This is a genomic window from Bacteroides sp. AF25-38AC, from assembly GCF_003602995.1.
Taxonomy (GTDB): Bacteria; Bacteroidota; Bacteroidia; order Bacteroidales; family Bacteroidaceae; genus Bacteroides; species Bacteroides uniformis.
In genome coordinates, this window is record NZ_QTMD01000029.1 from 23,695 (window position 1) to 43,370 (window position 19,676).

General features: G+C 45.0%; 20 protein-coding genes. 5 read left to right on the forward strand and 15 right to left on the reverse strand.

The window, feature by feature from the left end; all coding sequences use genetic code 11:
• Positions 1-3 precede the first annotated feature (3 nt).
• The 11 genes from DWY55_RS17070 to DWY55_RS17125 form a co-directional block, all read right to left on the reverse strand.
• On the reverse strand, positions 4-333 hold the full coding sequence (locus DWY55_RS17070) for a helix-turn-helix domain-containing protein (protein ID WP_120178180.1): 330 nt from the start codon (positions 331-333) through the stop codon (positions 4-6).
• A 1,093-nt stretch (positions 334-1,426) separates the two neighbouring features.
• On the reverse strand, positions 1,427-1,849 hold the full coding sequence (locus DWY55_RS17080; protein WP_005832381.1) for a GNAT family N-acetyltransferase: 423 nt from the start codon (positions 1,847-1,849) through the stop codon (positions 1,427-1,429).
• Between the two features lie 64 nt (positions 1,850-1,913).
• Complete coding sequence (locus tag DWY55_RS17085; protein WP_005832383.1) at positions 1,914-2,492, reverse strand: Crp/Fnr family transcriptional regulator; 579 nt, start codon at positions 2,490-2,492, stop codon at positions 1,914-1,916.
• Between the two features lie 44 nt (positions 2,493-2,536).
• Entirely contained in the window at positions 2,537-3,319 is a 783-nt protein-coding gene (locus DWY55_RS17090; RefSeq protein ID WP_022402025.1) for a Cof-type HAD-IIB family hydrolase, read from the reverse strand.
• 44 nt (positions 3,320-3,363) lie between these two features.
• On the reverse strand, positions 3,364-4,263 hold the full coding sequence (locus DWY55_RS17095; RefSeq protein ID WP_016274303.1) for a helix-turn-helix domain-containing protein: 900 nt from the start codon (positions 4,261-4,263) through the stop codon (positions 3,364-3,366).
• Positions 4,264-4,419: 156 nt separating this feature from the next.
• Positions 4,420-5,730: a DUF58 domain-containing protein gene (locus tag DWY55_RS17100; protein WP_022402024.1), complete on the reverse strand. Its 1,311-nt coding sequence runs from the start codon at positions 5,728-5,730 to the stop codon at positions 4,420-4,422.
• A complete protein-coding gene (locus DWY55_RS17105; protein WP_022402023.1) occupies positions 5,727-6,701 on the reverse strand; it encodes an AAA family ATPase in 975 nt (324 codons plus the stop codon). Before DWY55_RS17105 ends, DWY55_RS17100 begins: the two co-directional genes overlap by 4 nt.
• Positions 6,702-6,712: 11 nt before the next feature.
• Positions 6,713-7,936, reverse strand: a complete 1,224-nt coding sequence (locus DWY55_RS17110) for a DUF4350 domain-containing protein (RefSeq protein ID WP_022402022.1) — start codon at positions 7,934-7,936, stop codon at positions 6,713-6,715.
• On the reverse strand, positions 7,933-8,547 hold the full coding sequence (locus DWY55_RS17115) for a DUF4129 domain-containing protein (RefSeq protein WP_009038199.1): 615 nt from the start codon (positions 8,545-8,547) through the stop codon (positions 7,933-7,935). Before DWY55_RS17115 ends, DWY55_RS17110 begins: the two co-directional genes overlap by 4 nt.
• Before the next feature lie 9 nt (positions 8,548-8,556).
• Positions 8,557-9,501 carry a hypothetical protein gene (locus DWY55_RS17120; RefSeq protein WP_022402021.1) on the reverse strand — a complete coding sequence of 315 codons (945 nt, stop codon included), beginning with the start codon at positions 9,499-9,501 and terminating at the stop codon, positions 8,557-8,559.
• On the reverse strand, positions 9,482-10,444 hold the full coding sequence (locus tag DWY55_RS17125; protein WP_005832397.1) for a stage II sporulation protein M: 963 nt from the start codon (positions 10,442-10,444) through the stop codon (positions 9,482-9,484). Before DWY55_RS17125 ends, DWY55_RS17120 begins: the two co-directional genes overlap by 20 nt.
• Positions 10,445-10,544: 100 nt before the next feature.
• Between DWY55_RS17125 and DWY55_RS17130 the strand changes: the two genes are divergently transcribed.
• Complete coding sequence (locus tag DWY55_RS17130; protein ID WP_005832400.1) at positions 10,545-11,270, forward strand: RDD family protein; 726 nt, start codon at positions 10,545-10,547, stop codon at positions 11,268-11,270.
• A 125-nt stretch (positions 11,271-11,395) separates the two neighbouring features.
• A complete protein-coding gene (locus tag DWY55_RS17135) occupies positions 11,396-11,971 on the forward strand; it encodes a DUF4251 domain-containing protein (RefSeq protein WP_008664890.1) in 576 nt (191 codons plus the stop codon).
• Between the two features lie 179 nt (positions 11,972-12,150).
• Here the strand turns inward: DWY55_RS17135 and DWY55_RS17140 are convergent, their stop codons facing one another.
• Positions 12,151-12,984 (reverse strand): DNA-formamidopyrimidine glycosylase family protein, encoded by an 834-nt coding sequence (locus tag DWY55_RS17140; RefSeq protein WP_005832407.1) that lies wholly within the window; start codon positions 12,982-12,984, stop codon positions 12,151-12,153.
• Between the two features lie 75 nt (positions 12,985-13,059).
• Positions 13,060-14,148: an MBL fold metallo-hydrolase gene (locus DWY55_RS17145; protein WP_310591225.1), complete on the reverse strand. Its 1,089-nt coding sequence runs from the start codon at positions 14,146-14,148 to the stop codon at positions 13,060-13,062.
• Between the two features lie 114 nt (positions 14,149-14,262).
• Here DWY55_RS17145 and DWY55_RS17150 point away from each other — a divergent pair, with 114 nt between their 5' ends.
• A complete protein-coding gene (locus DWY55_RS17150) occupies positions 14,263-15,138 on the forward strand; it encodes a PfkB family carbohydrate kinase (protein ID WP_061412187.1) in 876 nt (291 codons plus the stop codon).
• Positions 15,139-15,178: 40 nt separating this feature from the next.
• On the opposite strand, the gene hcp is transcribed toward DWY55_RS17150, so the two are convergent.
• The gene (gene hcp / locus DWY55_RS17155) at positions 15,179-16,828 is read right to left on the reverse strand and encodes a hydroxylamine reductase (protein ID WP_022402018.1); all 1,650 of its coding nucleotides are present in this window, start codon (positions 16,826-16,828) and stop codon (positions 15,179-15,181) included.
• 183 nt (positions 16,829-17,011) lie between these two features.
• On the opposite strand from hcp, the gene DWY55_RS17160 reads away from it, so the two are divergent.
• Both DWY55_RS17160 and DWY55_RS17165 read left to right on the forward strand, forming a co-directional pair.
• Positions 17,012-17,650: a Crp/Fnr family transcriptional regulator gene (locus DWY55_RS17160; protein WP_117879053.1), complete on the forward strand. Its 639-nt coding sequence runs from the start codon at positions 17,012-17,014 to the stop codon at positions 17,648-17,650.
• A gap of 52 nt (positions 17,651-17,702) precedes the next feature.
• Positions 17,703-18,392 carry a Crp/Fnr family transcriptional regulator gene (locus DWY55_RS17165; protein WP_005831477.1) on the forward strand — a complete coding sequence of 230 codons (690 nt, stop codon included), beginning with the start codon at positions 17,703-17,705 and terminating at the stop codon, positions 18,390-18,392.
• Position 18,393: 1 nt separating this feature from the next.
• Here DWY55_RS17165 and DWY55_RS17170 read toward each other — a convergent pair whose 3' ends face one another.
• Positions 18,394-19,674 (reverse strand): alginate export family protein, encoded by a 1,281-nt coding sequence (locus tag DWY55_RS17170; RefSeq protein WP_005831479.1) that lies wholly within the window; start codon positions 19,672-19,674, stop codon positions 18,394-18,396.
• Positions 19,675-19,676 lie beyond the last annotated feature (2 nt).

Here is a 19,676-nt window from a genome sequence, read left to right on the forward strand (position 1 = left end):
GAATTATTCTCCACGCAGCAATACATTTTTGCGGAACTCGTCAATTAGGTGCGGTTCACAATTAATAATCTTCTCGTTCACTTTCCTCTCTATTTCCGAGAACCGGTACTTGCATTTTCCCCTTTCAAACGTATAATCAATCAGATTATCCGTTCTTAACCGTTGCAGGGTTCTTGTGCTGATATGCAGCATATCAGCCACCTCCTGGCTATCCAGCCAAATATCTTCCTCCTGTTCGGGTACATTTCCCTTTCGGAAGACATATTCCGCAATCTTCTCTATTTTGGTAATCAACCCCTGATAAGCTGCGGACTCCATTGTAATAACTTCCATACCTTATTATTTTTGAATATGCCGCAAAGTTCTTCCAATCGTACCGAAGCATTTGCCAACTTGTTACCAACTTGGCATAACTTTTTTTTGTGTGGTAATTGAAAATCAGGGAAATAGGGTAGTCAGGTAGGGCAGAGAAAAGTTCGGTGCAAGGTGCAAGCCTATCTCTATATATAGGCTCGCACCTTGCACTGAAGAAAAAAATATATCAAATTAATAATCAAATATTTGGTAGTTTCAGAAAAAGTGCATAATTTTGAACCCGCAAAACAAGAGTGACACATCGGTGTCACGGAAGACAAAAATGAAATATTGGAAATCGTTTCTAAATCGTTACTTTTAGAAATATTTACAGCGTTTTTGCTGTGATAAGTAATTAATTTATAGTCGATTGAAAGAAAATAAGGTGCAGTCCCGTACGCACCGCGAAAGCAAATAGCAAATTAAAGCAAAGCTCTGAAATTCAAGGATTTCAGAGCTTTTTCTTTTTCTCGCTCCGGCAAAAATGGGGACCCGAAATATCCGGTGCATAAGCAATTTTCGAGTTTCAGCTTTCTCAGACTTACATCACAAGAATAAGAAACTGAGCAGCAATGAATGGGCAGACCGTCCTCCGGATAGGGACAAAACTGGAAGAAGGTATAGGCAGAATCCACGTATGTCCCATGCTTTTTATTATGAAGGTTCATGTAAACCCTCGTCCCACGCACGTGGGCTCAACGGTTCACGCAGGCAAACCGGCGAGCACACATGCGTGGGACGAAGTTTTGTAATAAGGTTTCGGGAATTATGCGCCAAGCTTCTCTGCATTACACACAGGACATGAAGGGAAAAAGTGCCCATATACGGGGAGCAAAAGCCATACTTCCGGCACTATAGACAACGGAGTTCGCCCCTTAATCACCATATTTGCACAAAGAAAACGGAAAATAAGCCCGAAATAGACATTAACAAATGTTATTTATTATAAACGAAAAACAGAAAAAAAACACGTGGTTAAATTCTTGCTGTCAGATAGTTAAAGCCGAATATGAGAAGAAAAAGTAGTGCTGGCAAAAATGATGATTTTTAAAATCGGGGTCTGACTTACGAACTACAACTGCATGTGTAAAATAGGATATTCTTTACCTTCTCCGTCCAAATCAGACCTTTTGTATACGTTAAAGCCTATATATTTATAAAAACCGACAGCTTGAATATTCTGCTCGTTCACATCGACTTTCGTTACCTGCAAATGATTTATGGCATAAGTAACCAGTTTTTTCCCAATTCCTGTGCCTCGATAATTATTGTCAATAAACAACATTTCAAGATTTCCTTCTGCAATTCCCATAAATCCGATTAAGATTCCCTCCTGTTCAAATCCGAATAGAGTGACATACTGAAAATATACCGGAAGCTGTTCCTTATAGTATAGACAATCTTCCTCTTTAAGAAAATCATGTGTACTCAATACTGCACTTTCCCAAATTTCTATCAAACGTGGATAATCCGTAACTTTAATTTTTCTAATCATAATTGTAATTGCTATTTAAAGCCGCAAAGTTCGGAACTTATACATTCAATGCACTGAACCCAGGTTAAAAAATACGTTTACGGATTCTGCTTAGTGCTTGCGGCGTGATACCCAAATAAGAAGCTATATCTTTGAGTGGGATATAGTTTAATGTAATGCCATATTCTTCAATCATCTGTAGATAATACTGTTCAGGAGAATATTTAATCAAGTCGATATTTCTTTTCAAGAGCTTATTCAGTAGTATGGCATTCAAATCTTCAAATACGGTTTTCACCTTAGGAATAGCAGTATACAGTTCATCTACTCGCTTCTTGTCTATTCGGTAAATAACGCTATCTACAATTGTCTGCACATTAAATGCAGATTTTGTTTGTAAGGTAAAAGATATGTTCGACATTGAAAACGTACCTTCTTTACAAAACCAAAAAATCTGCTCTTCCCCTTTATGATTCAAAAGCCAACAACGTAACATCCCATCATAAACGAAATAACTATATCTTTCTATTTCTCCTTCCTTAATCAAAAATGTATCTTTACCAATCAATATCCGCTCAAAATATCGGTCAAATAACTTAGATTCCTCCAAATTAAAAGTATTGATGCTAAAATTAAATTCTTTAAGCAGTTTTTCTAAAAGCATAATATTCACTGACTATAGTTTTCATAAGTTTTGACAGCCGATTTTTATTCCACAATACCAAAATGAACCAGAGCGTTCCGGATACCATGCTCATCCACCGTCTCCGTTATATAATCGGCAACGCTTTTCACAGCCTCGGAAGCTCCTCCCATAGCTATTCCCATCCCGGCTGCACGAATCATGGAAATATCATTCCCGCCATCACCAAAAGCGATGGTTCCTGAAACATCAAATCCATAATAGGAAGCAAACTCATTGATACCCATAGCCTTGTTTACTCCCGTCACATTGACATCCGCAAAGAAAGGGTTCCATCTGGAAACAGAAAGTCCGGGAAGTTGTGCCATAACTTCTTTTTCCATTTCTTCATCACAATATATGCATAACTGACAACATTCGCCTCCCATAAATTCCTTTTCAATGTCTGCCACCGGCGGTGTAGGGTGATTGACCAGCCTAGCCAATTCGATGACGGTCGGATTGAGTTCGTTGACAAAAATACCTTTATTCGTTTCGATAGCCAGAGCAAACCCATAATGTTGAGCCAATACTAGTACCCTCTGAAAATCCTTTTCGGGAATCTGTTTACGAGATATAGGAGTGCCATCTCTCAGTACACAATCGGCCCCATTCAAAGCTATCACTGCATCGTATGGAATCTCTTCAAGTTCGTGAAGATCGGTAAACGCCCTCCCAGTTGCTATTATGATTTTTATACCGGATTCATGAACTTGCTGCAACGCTTCGATAGCCGACTGCGGAACGCGGTGAGTGTCGAAACTCACCAATGTTCCGTCTACATCTAAAAATATAGCTTTGGTCTCCATTATAAAATATTTTGGTCTAATAAATTCATTCTATCTGCATCATCTCAATTTTGTGAATATCTATATTCATTCGGTGCAACTCCCGTTGCTTTCTTAAACACCAGACTGAAATATTGCACACTCGGATAGCCCAGCCGACGCGCTACGGCAGCAGGTGTATTACCACCTTCCGATAACATTTTCTTGGCCGTGTACAAGCATTTGAACTGGAAGTATTCAGCCAATGTCTTACCCGTCTCAAACCTCAGCAAATCATCAAAGTAAGCCGTCGAAAGATTCAGTTTTTCGGCACAGCATCCGGAAGTGGGCAGCTTCCCCTCCTGCAACTTTCCGGAAGTGATATACTCGTCCAATATCCCTTCCATTTTCCCCAGAATCATCTTGTTCTTATTCTCACGGGTGATGAATTGCCGCTCATAGTAACGTGAGCAATAATCCAGCAGCAATTCGATGTGACGGGACAAGATGGTATTGCTATGCATATCAATGGAATGATGAAGTTCATCATCAATATTCTCAAGGCAACACGTCACTTTGGCCGTTTCGCGCTGTGACAGATGCAACGCCTCCTCCTTGCGGTAGAAAAAGAAAGTATAGTTGTCGATATGATTCTTTAACGTAGTACAAAGCAATAAATCGGGATGAAATGCCAGCAGCCAACCTTTGTCCGGAAGCGTATTGTTCTTGTTCATCCGGAATATCTCGCCGGGAGTAAGAAATACCATCGTAGCATTGGAATAATCATAATATTTCCGTCCGCAGCAGTCACAATCCCCTTCACAGTCCTCAATCAGTAGGATGGCATAGAATTCAAACTTCACAGCATCCTGATACACACTAGGATTTTCCAGATTAATAATGCTTACCTGAGGATGCAACGTTTTACATCCCAGGCACCGGTTACATTCACATACGGTCTTTATGTCCAATGTATTGTCTTTCATCACCTATAAAGTCATTCTCATTATTGTAACTTCAGATATATAAAATCTTAAGGATATGTTTTCCACACCTTCACAATATACCAATTACAAAATTAGAGGAAAATCCAGACATCTTCACTACCCTTATTACGGATTATATAACCTTAGTTACTGTTTTTATATCTGGCTACGTGACTTCATCTCCAGATACTTGTTTATCACGTCCACAGAAAGATTTTCCGGTGTAGTCAGTACAGAACTGATGCCGTGCTGCTTCAAGGTGGAGACTATCAGCCGTTTCTCGAATACAAATTTCTCGGCAATGACATGGCGGTAATACCCTTCCGTATCCCTCGCAGGAGTGGCGACGTACTCTTTCAGAGCGGCATCTTCGAAGAAGATGACCAGCAACCGGTGCTGGCGGTTCAACTGCTGCAAATAAGCCAACTGGCGATTCAAGCTGCCGATGCCGGAAAAATTGGTATACAGCACCAAAAGACTGCGTTTGTTGACGCGCTTGTTCAAATGTACGCACAATGAGGAAAAGTCGGTCTCCCCAAAAGTAGTCTGCTGGCTGTAAAGGTTCTCCAATAACGCCTGCATTTGTCCGGGCTGTCGGGAGGCGGGGATAAATGTATCAAAGTGCTCATTAAACGTTACCAGTCCGGCTTTATCCTCCTTCCGCATGACAACGTACGAAAGAACCAGGGAGGCATTAATAGCATAGTCCAGCAAGGTCATCCCGCGAAATGCCTGCTGCATAATCCGCCCCTTGTCTATCACGTTATAGATTTGCTGGGAACGCTCGTCTTGATAGACATTTACCATAAGTTCGTGCCTCCGGGCGCTTGCTTTCCAGTTTATCGTGCGGTAATCGTCGCCTTTCACATACTCCTTTATCTGTTCGAACTCCGTATGATGCCCCACCCTGCGGATACGTTTGATGCCCAATTCCGTCAAGTTGTCGCTGATAGCAAGCAACTCATACCGATGGAGCATCAGATAGGACGGATATACCTTGACATCCAGCGGAGCATCGCAAGTATATCTGCGGAAAAGCAATCCCATTCTGCCTGCCACAAACACCCGAATCCGTCCGAAAGAGTAAATCCCCCGCCGCGTAGGACGCAGATGATACGTAATCGTCCTGCCCTCATTCGCCTGAAGCCTCATCCGGAAATCAATATTCCGCAACTGGAATGCAAAAGGAATCTCATCCACCACTTCCACAGCCACCGGATGCGGATAACTGCTCTCCACACGTATGTTCACGGTGTTTTCATCTCCGTTGGAGAAGCGGGTAGCACACTGGCGGAATGCCCGGATGCCGCGAATACGATAGAGCATCACCCCATCCACCAACGCCGACACCGCCAAAACAAAAAGCGCCCACTGCCCGATTGCAAAGAATGGAGCAAAGACGTACCCGATACCCGTCAGCAGGACTATCAGAACAAGAGCAATATAGAATCGGCGGCCCAGTCTCACTTCGGCACTTCCACCTTATCAATCAGACGTTGCGTCACCTTTACCGGCGAATAGCCTTCCATCTCGGCTTCCGCTGTCAATATCAAGCGATGCTGAAGCACATACGGAGCAACGAACTTAATATCCTCCGGTGTCACAAAGTCACGTCCCTGCAACAGTGCATATGCCTTGGAGGCCTGCATCATTGCCACGGACGCACGCGGAGAAGCTCCTAAATATACAGCCTTGCTGGTACGCGTCTGCTGTACAATCAACGCGATGTACTGAAGCAGCGTGCGGTCTACAAACACGTGTTCCATCAGCCTGCGCAACGAAAGCAGTTCTTCTTTTGTGAGCACGGGCGTCAGGCTCTCCAACTTCACCAACGAAGCATTGGCGTGGTGGCGCTCCAGGATGTCCACCTCCTCCTCCAATGAGGGATATCCCATGGTTATTTTCATCAGGAAGCGGTCCAGTTGCGCTTCAGGCAACTTATAAGTCCCCTCCTGCTCCACCGGATTCTGGGTTGCCAGAATCGTATAGAGTTCTCCCATCTGATGCGTGGTACCGTCAATGCTGACCTGCCGTTCTTCCATAACCTCGAACAAGGCTGCCTGCGTCTTGGCGGGAGCGCGGTTTATCTCGTCCACCAGCACGAGGTCGGCAAACACCGGTCCTTGATGAAAGCCAAAGTCATTGGTTTTCATGTTGAAGACCGTAGTACCCAACACATCACTCGGCATCAAGTCCGGAGTAAACTGAATGCGGCTGAAGTCCGCCTTAATCAAGCGTGCCACTAGACGGGCAAGCAGTGTCTTTGCCACCCCCGGCACTCCCTCCAGCAACACATGGCCGTTTGCCAGGACAGCCGTCAGTACCAGGTCCACTATCTGCTCCTGCCCCACTATGACCGTAGCAATCCGGTCCTTCAACGCTTGTATCTTCTCGGAAAAGAGAGTCAAGTCCACCCGTTTTTCTGTGTTCTCTTCCATAAATATCTTCTTTATATATGATTGATTATTTCATTCATTTTATCGACAAGCCGTTTCATCTCCTTCTCAGAGATGCTGCGCCCTCCGTACACCACCGGCCTCACCTCGCGGATGAACACGGCTATTTCCCCCGCTTCCATACCCGTCTTCCGGGCAATCCTGCCGAAAGAGCGCTCATCCTCTGCCACTTCCTCCACATCCACTTGTATTTCCCTCCTCAGTTCCTCCGCAAAATAGAGATATTTCTTGCGGACTAAGTCAGCATGGTCCTTCTTCTGATAATAAAGAGTACCTATCAACTCTGCAAACTCCAAAGACTTATTTTCCGGTTCGCGGATAACCGGAATGGCGCGCTGCTTCCTGCGGGCTGTAAATATCATAAAGAGCAGGATGGAAACCATACTCAAGTACAATGCCCAGCGAAGCGGCGGCTGCGAAAGGAAATAGCGAAAAGAAGACATCTGTACCTGGGCTGTTTCTTTCATATAGCCTTCGGTACGGACAATGGGAAATCCACCCATCTGGGACAATATACGAAAAAGATAAGCCGCATTCTTCCCATCCAGCACACCATAGTTCGTAAAAAGCAGGGGAGTGGAAGCCAGTATAACTTCCCCTTTTCCCCAAGAAACCGACATGGCAACCGGATGAGCAGCTTCTCCGGTAACAGTTTTTTCCGCCAACACTTTACTAGAAATGGAATCTGCAAAGAAATAAGACTGACAAAGTTGGGGATAGAAACAGAAAGTCTGCTGCGGATAAACCGCCGAATCCCCCACCCAGCACAAACTGTCTTTCGAAAGCAATGCAGTGGCATATTTTTTCAAAGCCGACGGACTGAAATAGGAATAGCTGCACTCAAATCCCAGCGTATCTTTCAAAATACGGCTGAAAGAGCTCCCCGCCAGCATAATCCGGTCTCCCCGTCCCGCCATCTTCAACATCGCCTCCACATCTACATCCGTCAAATGCAGGTTATCGGTAACAACCAGTATTCCGCGGCGGAGCGTCGTATCTTCCTGCTCCAGTTCATAAAAAGTCTTTCTCGACAACGAATATCCCTTCGGCAACGATGAAGACAGCAGGCTATCGAACACGGCACAGCCGAACGGTTGCTTGTCATAATGGCTGAACGTAGGGTTCCAGACAAACTTCTTTGGCAGACGGCACTCTATCGCAAACATCAACACCAGAAAAACAATGATACCGGCTATAAACCAATGGTTCCCCTTCATGCCGCCCCTCCTTTCTCCACTTCTTTCTGCAAATCCCGCATCGCATGGAACAAAGTTTCGGTCGCTTCAAAATTTCCGTAACGTACTCGTAGAAAATGGTTGGTCATTTGGCGGAAAGCTGGCAGACGGACTTCATAGATATATTGTGTAGGCGTTTTATATAACTGCCAGTCTATACGTTTTCCATCGCTGAGCTGTTTCAGCGTCTGCAGATAGAGCAAACGCACCGCCTCCCGATAATCCGTCCGGGCAAGCGCATCGGCAATTCTTTCCGCAAAATCCACTCCATAGATGGTATCCTCCCCCACTGTATAGGGCAGGGTACTCTTGCGCGAACGCATGAACAGTTCCGGACGCTTCTTGTACACAAACCAAATGACCAATACCAGGATAAGAACGGCAATGCATATCAATACGACTTCCGAATATTCTGCCACCAACGTATTCCCGAATATCTTGTCCAGCAGCTTGCCGAACCATCTGCTGAACCACTCAAGTACATTAATTTCGGGAGCTATCAACTCACGACTGTAAGCAAACGCCGGGTCAGACTGCCAAGCGGCAACCTGTGCAGTATCACAAACCAGTGTATCAGCCGGAGCCATATTCATAGTCCGTTATCAGAGTTTATCAAAATTGTCAATATCACTCTCCACCATCACATAATCTATCTTTTCCGAAGCATGACCGTATTGATAAGCCAGTCCCAGCAATGAGAAAATCATGGACATATAAACGCCGAATGCCTGGACCACCGCCAGCAGATAAAGCACAAAGCTATAGGCTGCCGATACAGTGGCACCGCCACCTGCATCAGTCATTGCAAAGATATATTTCACAATAGTCCCGATATACCATGGAATCATCGTCACTCCCTGCAAGATGGCGGCGATGAATCCCATAACAATGGAAATCAGTACGATACCTCCCCAGGTAGCGAAACCCAGTCGGTAGGCCTTCTTCAAGGCATCTATGATATAGATATCTTCGAACAGATAGACTGGAGCCCAAATAGCAAGTGGCACAGACACCACCACAACGAGCAGAACGAACAAGAACGCAATCGCCATGAACGGAATGACGGTGGCTATAAAACCAACAATAAGCCCTACAAACAGCACCAAAAGCACACCGACAATCATTATCAGAAATACCCTTCTGACATTACGGAACAACAAGGGCTTCAGCATCCCTAACGTCACTCCCTCCAAGCGTTTTTCCCGTTCATTGTAAGTACGGACCAATGCGTAGACCAAAGAGGTCAGCATGACAGTTCCTAGCAGATAGAGAACGGCATACAGACTGTAATAAGTCACCAGTGCCATGATGGACGCTCCGACAACAGAAGAGTCGAACGAGCCTCCGGTCATATCACCCAGAGCCATTGTACCGCTCATCAGCCCGTTCAAGCTCAGTCCCTGAAGCAGACAAAGCGGCAACATCAGATATGTGGTGAATTTCATCAACGGCTTCCAATTCTCTTTGATAAAATCAAAGGTAGCAGTTAGTTTCTCTCCAAAAGAACGTTGTACATACAGTGCGATTTTAGGTTTCTGTGCTTCCATGCTTTTTTCTGTTAGGTAAATAAATATAATAAAAAAAGATAAACGACAAAGAGAGTAGAATAAAGCCGAACCTCAAAGCATCCGGAAGTTCGGTATGGCGGGTAACGAATCCTTCTATAAATCCTGCCATGATGAATACGGGTACCGTACCCACCACTATTTTCAGTCCTTTTTTGGCTCCCCGTTTGAAAGATTCCAGCCTTGAATAGGTTCCGGGAAAGAGCCATCCGTTGCCCAGGGCAAGACCGGCGGCACCGGCTACAATAATCGCCCAGATTTCGAGTGTCCCGTGCAGCCAAATGGCAAGGAAGGACTCCCAAAGCAAGTCGTGCTGATAAAAGAAGGTTTGGAAAGCCCCTATCATGATACCATTGTTAAGGAGCATGTATCCGGTGCCAAAACTGGTCAGCAACCCCATGGCAAAGCAGTTGAAGGAGACCATGATATTGTTCAGCGTGATACTCAGAAACATGGGGAACTCGGAGGAACCGTTATATACAGCCATAGGTTCACCATTAGCGATATTGTTCAAAGTCATATCCACATAGGAGTTTCCTAAAATCAAACGCACAAAATCGGGGTCTCCGGCAGCGGATACCACTCCTATCAATGCGCTGACCACAAATATAATGAAGGAAGCCACCAGCTCACGGCGTGCATCGTGCATGGCCGAAGGCACTTCACGGGTCCAGTAGGTGATAATTCTTGACCATTTCTCGCGCTTGTTTCTATAAATGCGGTTGTGCAATGCCGAGGCAAGATTGTTCAGATAGATAGTGATGCGGGAAGCGGGGAAATGCGTTTGGGCAAAAGCCAGATCTGCCGTAAGCTCCGTATATGCGTCGGCAAGTTCATCGGGAGACAGACTTTCCGCCTGCTCCACCATTGTTTCTGCTCGTTTCCATTTTTCGATGTTCTGCCGGATAAACGTCACTTCTTTCATACCCCATGACTATTTCAGAGAAGTTTTGTCTGAAATAGGTAACAAAAATAAGAGAATAATGATATATTTGCAATGAAATACTAAAAATGTTTTATCAGGAATGGCAGAATCTACAATTATCACCGGACAATTTGTCCGCATCAGTCAAACGCCTGCCAGTATCGGTGAGCGGCTCATTGCACTGGCCATAGATTATATTCTGCTCGGATTCTATGTATTTTCTACTTTGGCCTTGTTTTCACGGATTCATCTACCCTCTGATTTCACGATGCTTTTCTTTTTTACCATTGTCTACCTGCCAGTCTTGCTTTATGCATTTCTCTGCGAAATGTTCAACCAGGGACAAAGTTTCGGCAAGCGGCTGATGAACATTCGTGTCGTAAAGGCAGACGGCTCCACGCCCGGCATAGGCTCGTACCTGCTCCGATGGCTTCTCTTCCCTATCGACGGACCGGTGACCGGTGGTCTGGGACTTCTGGTCGTCCTTTTGACCAAAAACAGCCAGCGAATGGGAGACCTTGCCGCCGGCACCATGGTAATCAAGGAAAAGAATTACCGCAAGATACACGTCAGCCTCGATGAGTTCGACTACCTGACCAAAGACTACCGACCTACCTATCCACAAGCTTCCGACTTGTCATTGGAGCAAATCAACGTCATTACCCGGACCCTGCAATCGGGTAAAAAAGACCGTACACGCCGCATTGCCTCCCTTGCGAAAAAAGTGCAGGAACTTCTCTCCATCACTCCTCATGACAGTAACCCGGAAAACTTTCTTCAGACCATTCTCCGGGATTACCAGTATTATGCCTTGGAAGAAATTTAATACGAACTTCCAACAAAACCAAAGAAGTGTTAAGTCTTACGCTTATTTAAGATTCAAGCTGCATCTTTTTGGCTTTTCATTTGTTAATCAACCAGAAGGTCTTAACTAAATAACAAAGAACAATTATGAAACGAATCATTACATTAATCACACTGGTGTTGGTAAGTGCATCGACCCTGATGTATGCACAGAGTAGCAGCGAAACACGCCAAGCAGAGCGTAAAGCCCAACGCGAAGCCCAGAAAGCACGCGAAAAAGCAGAAAATGAAAGGAACTATGCCATTGCCGTCCAGGCATTGAAAGAGGGCAAGTTTGTATTGGAAGCAGACCAGCTGGTGTTCAAGAGAGGACGGAGCGCATTTGTTTCATCGACAACAAACTTCGTTCTGATGGACGGTGAACACGCATCCGTACAAATAGCTGCCAACAATGCCCTTGCAGGCCCCAACGGAATAGGCGGCATCACAGTGGACGGCAGCAGAAAGGAAATGAAAATCACGACCGACAAAAAGGGAAACGTGAATTGCAGCTTCAGCGTACAAGGCATCGGAATATCCGCACAAGTGTATATCACACTGACCAACGGCGGCAATAATGCATCGGCAAGAATCAGCCCGAACTTCAATTCGAATACCCTGACGCTGAACGGAGTCCTGGTTCCATTGTCCCAGTCAAACGTTTACAAAGGGCGGGCTTTATAAAACACCCCTTTTGTCCGTACAAAGTATAAAGAAAAGAAGATATTCATATCGTGTTCGCAGGATACGAATATCGTGTAGACACGATATTAACAGAATGCGATACAAGGAATTAATAAACTGTTATACAGAATATTAATTCCTTGCATCGTACATAAAGGGAGCTAACAGAATGTGGACATTTATTCTTTTATCTGTTGACACGTTGGGCAATAATATACCGAACCACCCATATAAGCCTCTTTTATGATGGTACTGCCACAACGGAGACAAGGATTCTTCCATGTTTTGGCAGAAAGAATGGTTTTGTAACCTCCGGCGTTGCCATAAAGATCTGTTTGCGTATCGCGTCCGCCCTCGAACGTCATATCCACCAATGTTTCTTTTAGAGCATTAAAAAGAACGTCTTTCTGATTATCCGACAGAAGTAGCACTTTCTGTTTGGGATTTATCCGTGCATTGAACAGAATATCCTGCGTTACGCCGTTACCTACACCGGGAATACGCTGATTGGTTGCTAATAGAGCTTTAGCAGAGAGGGTCTTCTTTGCTTCGGCAACGAGTTTCTCAAATTCCGCTTCGGTGTATTTATCGCTCAACGGCGAAATGCTTTCCCGACTCAATTTATAGTACTTATTGTCGATATAGCTATCAGGATAAACATTGATAAAACCATACATTACAACCGTGAAGACAAGGAATGAATCATCATTAAACGTCAGCAACAACTGGTAATTGGCAGGAATCTTATCTCCCGCATTGTAATAACGGACACTGACTCCGTCGCCTATATTCATGATCACATTATCCGAAAGATTGAAATTGACAAACATGCCATATCCTTCGGATGAAAGGATGGTTTTGCCTACGAGCAGTTTACCATACTCCGACGGATTGCCGTTATAGAACGTAAACTTATGCGGTTTGGTGGCATTGAATACCTGCGTGATTGTTTTACCGCTCAAGGCGTTGTTCACTTGTTTGCTCAGGGTGATAACTTCGGGTAATTCCAACATATTATCTTACTTTTATTTTCGATAGGGATATATATTTCCGTTAATAACTCGTCAATAGCTAATCAATATCGTTCATTATTTTAACCGGACCACTTCCCCTATAATAGGCATCAACACGTTCAAAGAGTCTTTCTCTTTCAGATTCATGGCATTCTTCAACGGTTCGTCCCAGCGGTGTCTAGCCAAAGCATATTTGGAATGATGGACAGTCAGAATCTTTTCCGCATTCAAGTCCCTGGCCACTTGTCCCAAATATTGGGGCATGGTATGGATATATTTCCAATCTTCGTTATACTGCCCATTCTCCAATATGGCAAGGTCAATGCCAGGATATTGCTTGCCTATTTCGGCAAAATGCGTATCATATCCACTATCACCGCCCATATAAATCTTCTGCGAAGGGGTTTCGATAAGGAAAGAGGCCCATAGTGCCTGATTCGCTTTCAACGAGCGGCCCGAAAAATGCCGGGCGGGCAAGCAATGAAGCAGAAATCCCTTATCCAGTACAGTATCTTCAAACCAATCCAGCTCAACCAGGGATGATTTGTCAAATCCCCAATACTCGAAATGTTCGCCTACCCCCAAAGGACAGACCACCTTGCCTACCCGGTTTTTCAGCTGCATCACCGTCTCATAATCCAGATGGTCCCAATGGTCATGTGATATCACCAGATAGTCAATCTCCGGCATATCGGCAGGCTTGTAGGCATCCGCCCCTTTGAACGGCTTGTTTACAAACGAAACCGGAGAAGCCACACAAAATACGGGGTCTACCAGTATACGCTTTCCGTCTACCTGGATAAAATAGGATGAATGTCCGAACCATACCAATACATTCTCGTCCTTGCTTATCTTGCTGAGGTCCGTCTTTATAACCGGAATCTCCGTTTCAGGACGCAAATCGGTTTCTTTCTTAAATAAGAATCCCCAGAAAGCTCCCAAACGTCCCTTTTGGGAAGTCATCATCACCGTACTGTGCAGATTCCGGAATTCTCCGTCTTTGTAATGAGGCGACTTCTTTATCCTCTCCAACCGTTCTCCTTGAGGAGCCCTCCCGAAACTCGGCTGATTGACAAAAACGAATCCCGCTATGACCGCAACAGCCACAATACCCACTATAATGCCAACTATCATACGTACTCTTTTCGTTTTTAATGAATTCATATTCAATGAAGCTACATTTACAGCTGCAAATATAGTCGAATTGTTATTAAATCACTATCTTCGCGCCCAATTTACGGAATCAATACAATAAAGAAATAAAAAGCCAACAAAGAAATGAACACACACAGTCTATGTTGCATCGGTTATATTACCCAAGATAAAGTTGTAACCCCTAAAAATACCATATATATGCCGGGAGGCACCTCCTTCTACTTCGCACATGCCATCAAGCACTTGAATGCTAACGATTTTCTATTGGTAACAGCTTTGGCTGATACTGACATGGGCATTGTGGAAGACATTCGGAAAGAAGGTATTTCCGTCAAAGCCTTGCACAGCACACATTCCGTCTGTTTCGAGAATATTTATGGAGAAAATCAAAACGAACGTACACAACGTGTCACGGCAAAAGCAGACCCTTTCACCGTGGAAGGTTTGAAAGATACCGATGCACGGATTATCCACTTGGGCAGTCTGCTTGCCGACGACTTCTCTTTGGAGGTCATCAAGTTCTTGTCCGGCAAGGGACTCCTCTCGGTAGACGTGCAAGGATTTCTCCGCAAGGTGGAGAATGAAAAGGTGCTGGCCGTAGACTGGCCGGAAAAGAAAGAAGCATTGAAGTATATCCATATCCTGAAAGCCAACGAAGCTGAAATGGAAGTGCTGACCGGATGCAGTGAACCGCACGAAGCTGCATTGCTGATTGCAGACTGGGGCGTGAAGGAAGTGCTGCTGACCCTGGGAGATAAAGGTTCGCTGATTTATGCCCAAGGAGAATTCCACGAAATACCCGCCTACCCTGCCCTGCAGATTACAGATGCAACGGGATGCGGAGACACCTATATGGTAGGATATCTGTATATGCGCGACAAAGGCGCGTCTTATCGAGAAGCCGGATGCTTTGCCGCCGCCATGTGTACCATAAAGCTACAATCGCACGGGCCGTTCTGCGGAACGGAGGAAGCGATAAATAATGTGATAAGAGGATAAGATGATGGGGTGATAGCAGGATATCACCCCATCATCTTATTTACAATCCGAATTTCTTCAAATCATCTTCCACGCTACCGATACCTGCAATATGGAACATATCAACCAGTACCTTGACGACATTTGGAGAAAGGAAAGCGGGCAATGTAGGTCCTAAGTGAATATCCTTCACACCGAGGCTCAATAATGCCAATAATACAATAACTGCTTTCTGTTCGTACCACGCTATGTTGTAGACTATGGGAAGTTCATTAATGTCGTTCAGCTGGAATACTTCTTTCAGCTTCATGGCTATTACCGCCAGTGAATAGCTGTCATTGCACTGCCCGGCATCCAATACACGGGGAATGCCGTTGATGTCTCCCAAACCAAGTTTATTATAGCGGTATTTGGCACAACCTGCGGTCAGGATAACGGTATCTTGCGGCAAGGCTTTGGCAAATTCCGTGTAGTAGTCACGACTCTTCATACGTCCATCGCAGCCTGCCATTACGATAAAGCGGTGTATGGCTCCGCTCTTCACGGCATCTACCACCTTGTCTGCCAGTTGCAGTACCTGGTTATGAGCAAAACCGCCGATAATCTCTCCATGCTCTATCTCCACCGGGGGCTGGCATTGTTTGGCAATCTCTATGATTTCAGAAAAGTCTTTCCTACCTTCAGCATCCTTATCAATGTACTTGCAACCCGGATAGCCGGTAGAGTTGGTGGTAAACATACGTTCTTTATACACGGCATTTGCCAGAGGAGGAACGATGCAATTGGTGGTAAACAGAATCGGTCCGTTGAAGGAAGTGAATTCTTCGCGCTGTTTCCACCAGGCATTACCATAATTGCCTACAAAATGGGAATATTTCTTGAAAGCGGGGTAATAGTGGGCAGGCAGCATTTCACCATGTGTATAGACGTCTACTCCCGTGCCTTCAGTCTGTTTCAATAATTCTTCCATATCTTTCAAGTCATGGCCGCTGATCAAAATTCCCGGACGGTTCTTCACACCGATATTCACCTTTGTAATTTCAGGATTACCGTAAGTACCGGTATTGGCCGCATCCAATAGAGCCATTGTCTTTACTCCGAACTCACCGGCTTCGAGAACCAGCTTCACCCACTCCTCTGCCGATAGAGACTCAACCGCAATGGTAGCCAGTGCGCGTTGCATGAAAACATGAACCGTATCATCATTGAATCCCAGACGCATGGCATGCTCCAGATAGGCTGCCATACCTTTCAAGCCATAGACAAGCAATTCTTTCAACGAGCGGAGGTCTTCATCTTGTTCACGCAGAACACCTACTGTCTTCGCTTTTTCGGCATAGTCATCACGCGTTCCCTGCCAAGTCAGTTCATCTACTTTGGGTAGGAACACTTTGTTGTGTTCCGCTTCTTGAATCAATCCATTACGCATGATGATTCCTTTATCCACCCGCTTCAAGATGCTTTCATCGTCGAAATTTGCATTCGTAATGGTGCAGAACAGAGCATCCGTCACAAAAACATTCACTTCTTCAGAGACCGGACAATCTGCCTTACGTAATGTATCGGCAACAACAGAGATGCCCCTGACTACAAACAGTAACAAGTCCATTGCTTGAGCCGTATGGCTTTCTTTTCCACACACACCTTTCAATATACAGCCAGTTCCTTTGGCAGTCTCCTGACATTGATAACAAAACATGTTTGATTCCATATTCCTATTCATTTAAAAGTTTACATTATCTTTCCATAAAAGAAGCGGCACCTTAGCAATAAAAATAAGCAAGCTTATTTTCTATTACTTTCGGTTTGCATTATCTTTGTGCAAAGATGAGAGTTCTACAACGCGAAAACTGTCACGAATGTTACATCGAATCACAAAAAAGTAAAAAAGAGAATGGAAATCCATACATTATTGAAAATACCTCCTTTTCAAGGCATAACAGAAGAAGAATTATTATCCCTCATCCTGGCACCCGAACATGCACGCAGGCAATGCAAACCTGCTGACTTTATTGCCATGCAGGGAGAAGCATACCGTTCTCTATTCATATTGTGCTGCGGCAGTGTGCGTACCCAAATGGTCAGTGCAGAGGGAAAGCAACTCACCATAGAAACGCTGAAAGCCCCGCAACTACTTGCCCCGGCTTTTGTCTTTGCCTCCGAAAACCGCTTCCCGGTAAATATCGAAGCAAAAGAGAAATGTGAGATACTCATCATAAACAAGAATGTCTTCCTGGAATTCCTGCATCGACACCCCACTGTGATGCGCAACTTTCTGCAACTGGTATCGGACAGAACTCTGTTTCTCTCCAAAAAGCTGAATGCCTTTGCCCTGCAAAGCCTAAAATCGCGCATACTGAACTATCTACGCATGCATGGCACGATACTCAACCAGCAGGAAGTGGCACAAATACTGGGAGTGGCTCGTCCCTCGCTGGCACGTGCCTTATCGGAGCTGGCAAGCGAAGGATGCATCCGGATAGAAAAGAAGGAAATGCGGATAAATGAAATCTCTGCCCAAAAGTATTTATAAAAAATGCCCGCACTTATATATTATTCTTACCTTTGTCCAAGAATAAAAAGCTATGGAAAAGATTCTACTGGATGAAAAGTACGAACAGTTATTGTTCCAAATCCCTCTACTAAGGGATTTGCCACATAATATCAAGCAATCGCTGCTTGAGAAACTGGAATATTCAGTCTATTCTATAGACAAGAAAGATATAGTTGCCCGGCAAGGCACCCCCTGCAAGAAGCTATATATACTATTGGAAGGCAAATTGCGTGTAGATATTATAGACGGCCTGGGCAATAAGGTTATGGTAGAATACATCGTTGCCCCCCGGGCCTTTGCCACTCCCCATCTCTTCGGCAGCAACACCACACTGCCGGCAACTTTTACCGCCATTGAAGACTGTATCCTATTCACTGCGACCAAAGAATCCACCTTCAAACTTATCAGCCAGGATCCCAAAGTGCTGCACAACTTCCTTTGCATAACGGGAAATTGCAATGCCTGCACGGTTTCGCGATTAAAAGCCCTTTCCCGCAAAACAGTCCGCGAAAGGTTTGTCGTCTATCTGTTTGAAAACAGAATTTCCAACTCTACCAGCATCACCATAGCGCATACCCAATCTGAGCTGGCAGAATACCTCAATGTAACCCGCCCGGCACTTTCAAAGGAAATCAATAAGATGACCAAAGAAGGTATTATCCTAATGACGGGTAAGAAAATTGAGGTATTGAATGAAGCAGCTCTGAAAGAGTATATCTAAACTACCATTTTACAAACAAGATTCTCGGATTGATGTTGACAGATACCCAGCCCCAATCCTGCCAACGTTTATGGTCGCCGCCTTTCGCCACGCCCATGGACTTCGTACCCCGCATGATGGAGTAACCGGCAGAAAGCTTCACGCCCTTCATCACATTCCAGTCAAGCTGATAGTCTATCTCCGAACCCAATCCCTTTTTTACATCATCCAGCTTGGCAGCAGTAGCAAAATAGTGATAATTCAATTGCATACTCACCTGCTTGGATGTCTTGAAGTTAACACCCAACTGGGCATCCTGCAAACCGGGAGCGACTCCCTGCCAGGCAGAAGCATAGAAATAATCCATCGCTCCATAGAACTTATGATGTGTTCCGTAAAGGGGATCGAAAGCCTTGAACTTGTCACCCTCCCCGTCACTTCCACTCAGATAATCATAACCCAAGCTCACACTCCATTGCTTGTCTATGGCATAGGCAGCCTTCACGCTTGCCATAAAGGCAGATACACTCTGCGCATTCTTGTTCTTTCCGGTCTGGTAATAGAAAGCAGCCTGCACGGGCAGCCAGTTTCCCGATTCCGGTTGATAAGTCACGTAAGTACCAAACGTCTGCAAATAGCGGGTACGGGAGGTCTCGGTCTCCGCATCACCGGTTTCCAGCCCCAGATTCATGAACAATAAAGAGACATCAAGATTGGAAGCTTGCGCCGCATAATGATACCAAAGGGTCTGCATATTCTTGTAAGGTTGCGCGCCGTCATAATAATAGGTACCGCCTTTTGACTTTTCCTTGTTTTGGTTGAAGGCAAGAATGAAATGCAGTTGGTGGGCATTCTTGGCATAGCCCAGCTTCAAGGCATCATGATAGCGACCTGCGACATTCCAGTCCAGTCCTCCTAAAATACGTTCGTCATCATAAGACAAGGTCTGGCGTCCCAGTTGTGCAAAAAAACCGGCACCGAAATCGAGCTTTGCCCATGCTTCGTTCATGATGAAACGCCCGTTAGTATCTATCTGCGGGTCTTGTCCCCACACCCCTACATGCTGGGCGGAAATCTTCATGCTCAAGTCCGAGCGTTTGTACTCCATGGAAAGGCGTGCACGGTTGTTGATGAATGCAGCTGCTTTGTCTCCCTCGAAACGTGGGAACTGTGCACCGTTACGGTATTCTGCACGGGGTCTGATTTGCATCGACATGGTGAATTCGTTCTCTTTCTCCGCACTTTGCGCCCACAACATTCCGGGCAACAGCCATAAGCCTAATGCCAAATAAACTATCTTCATAA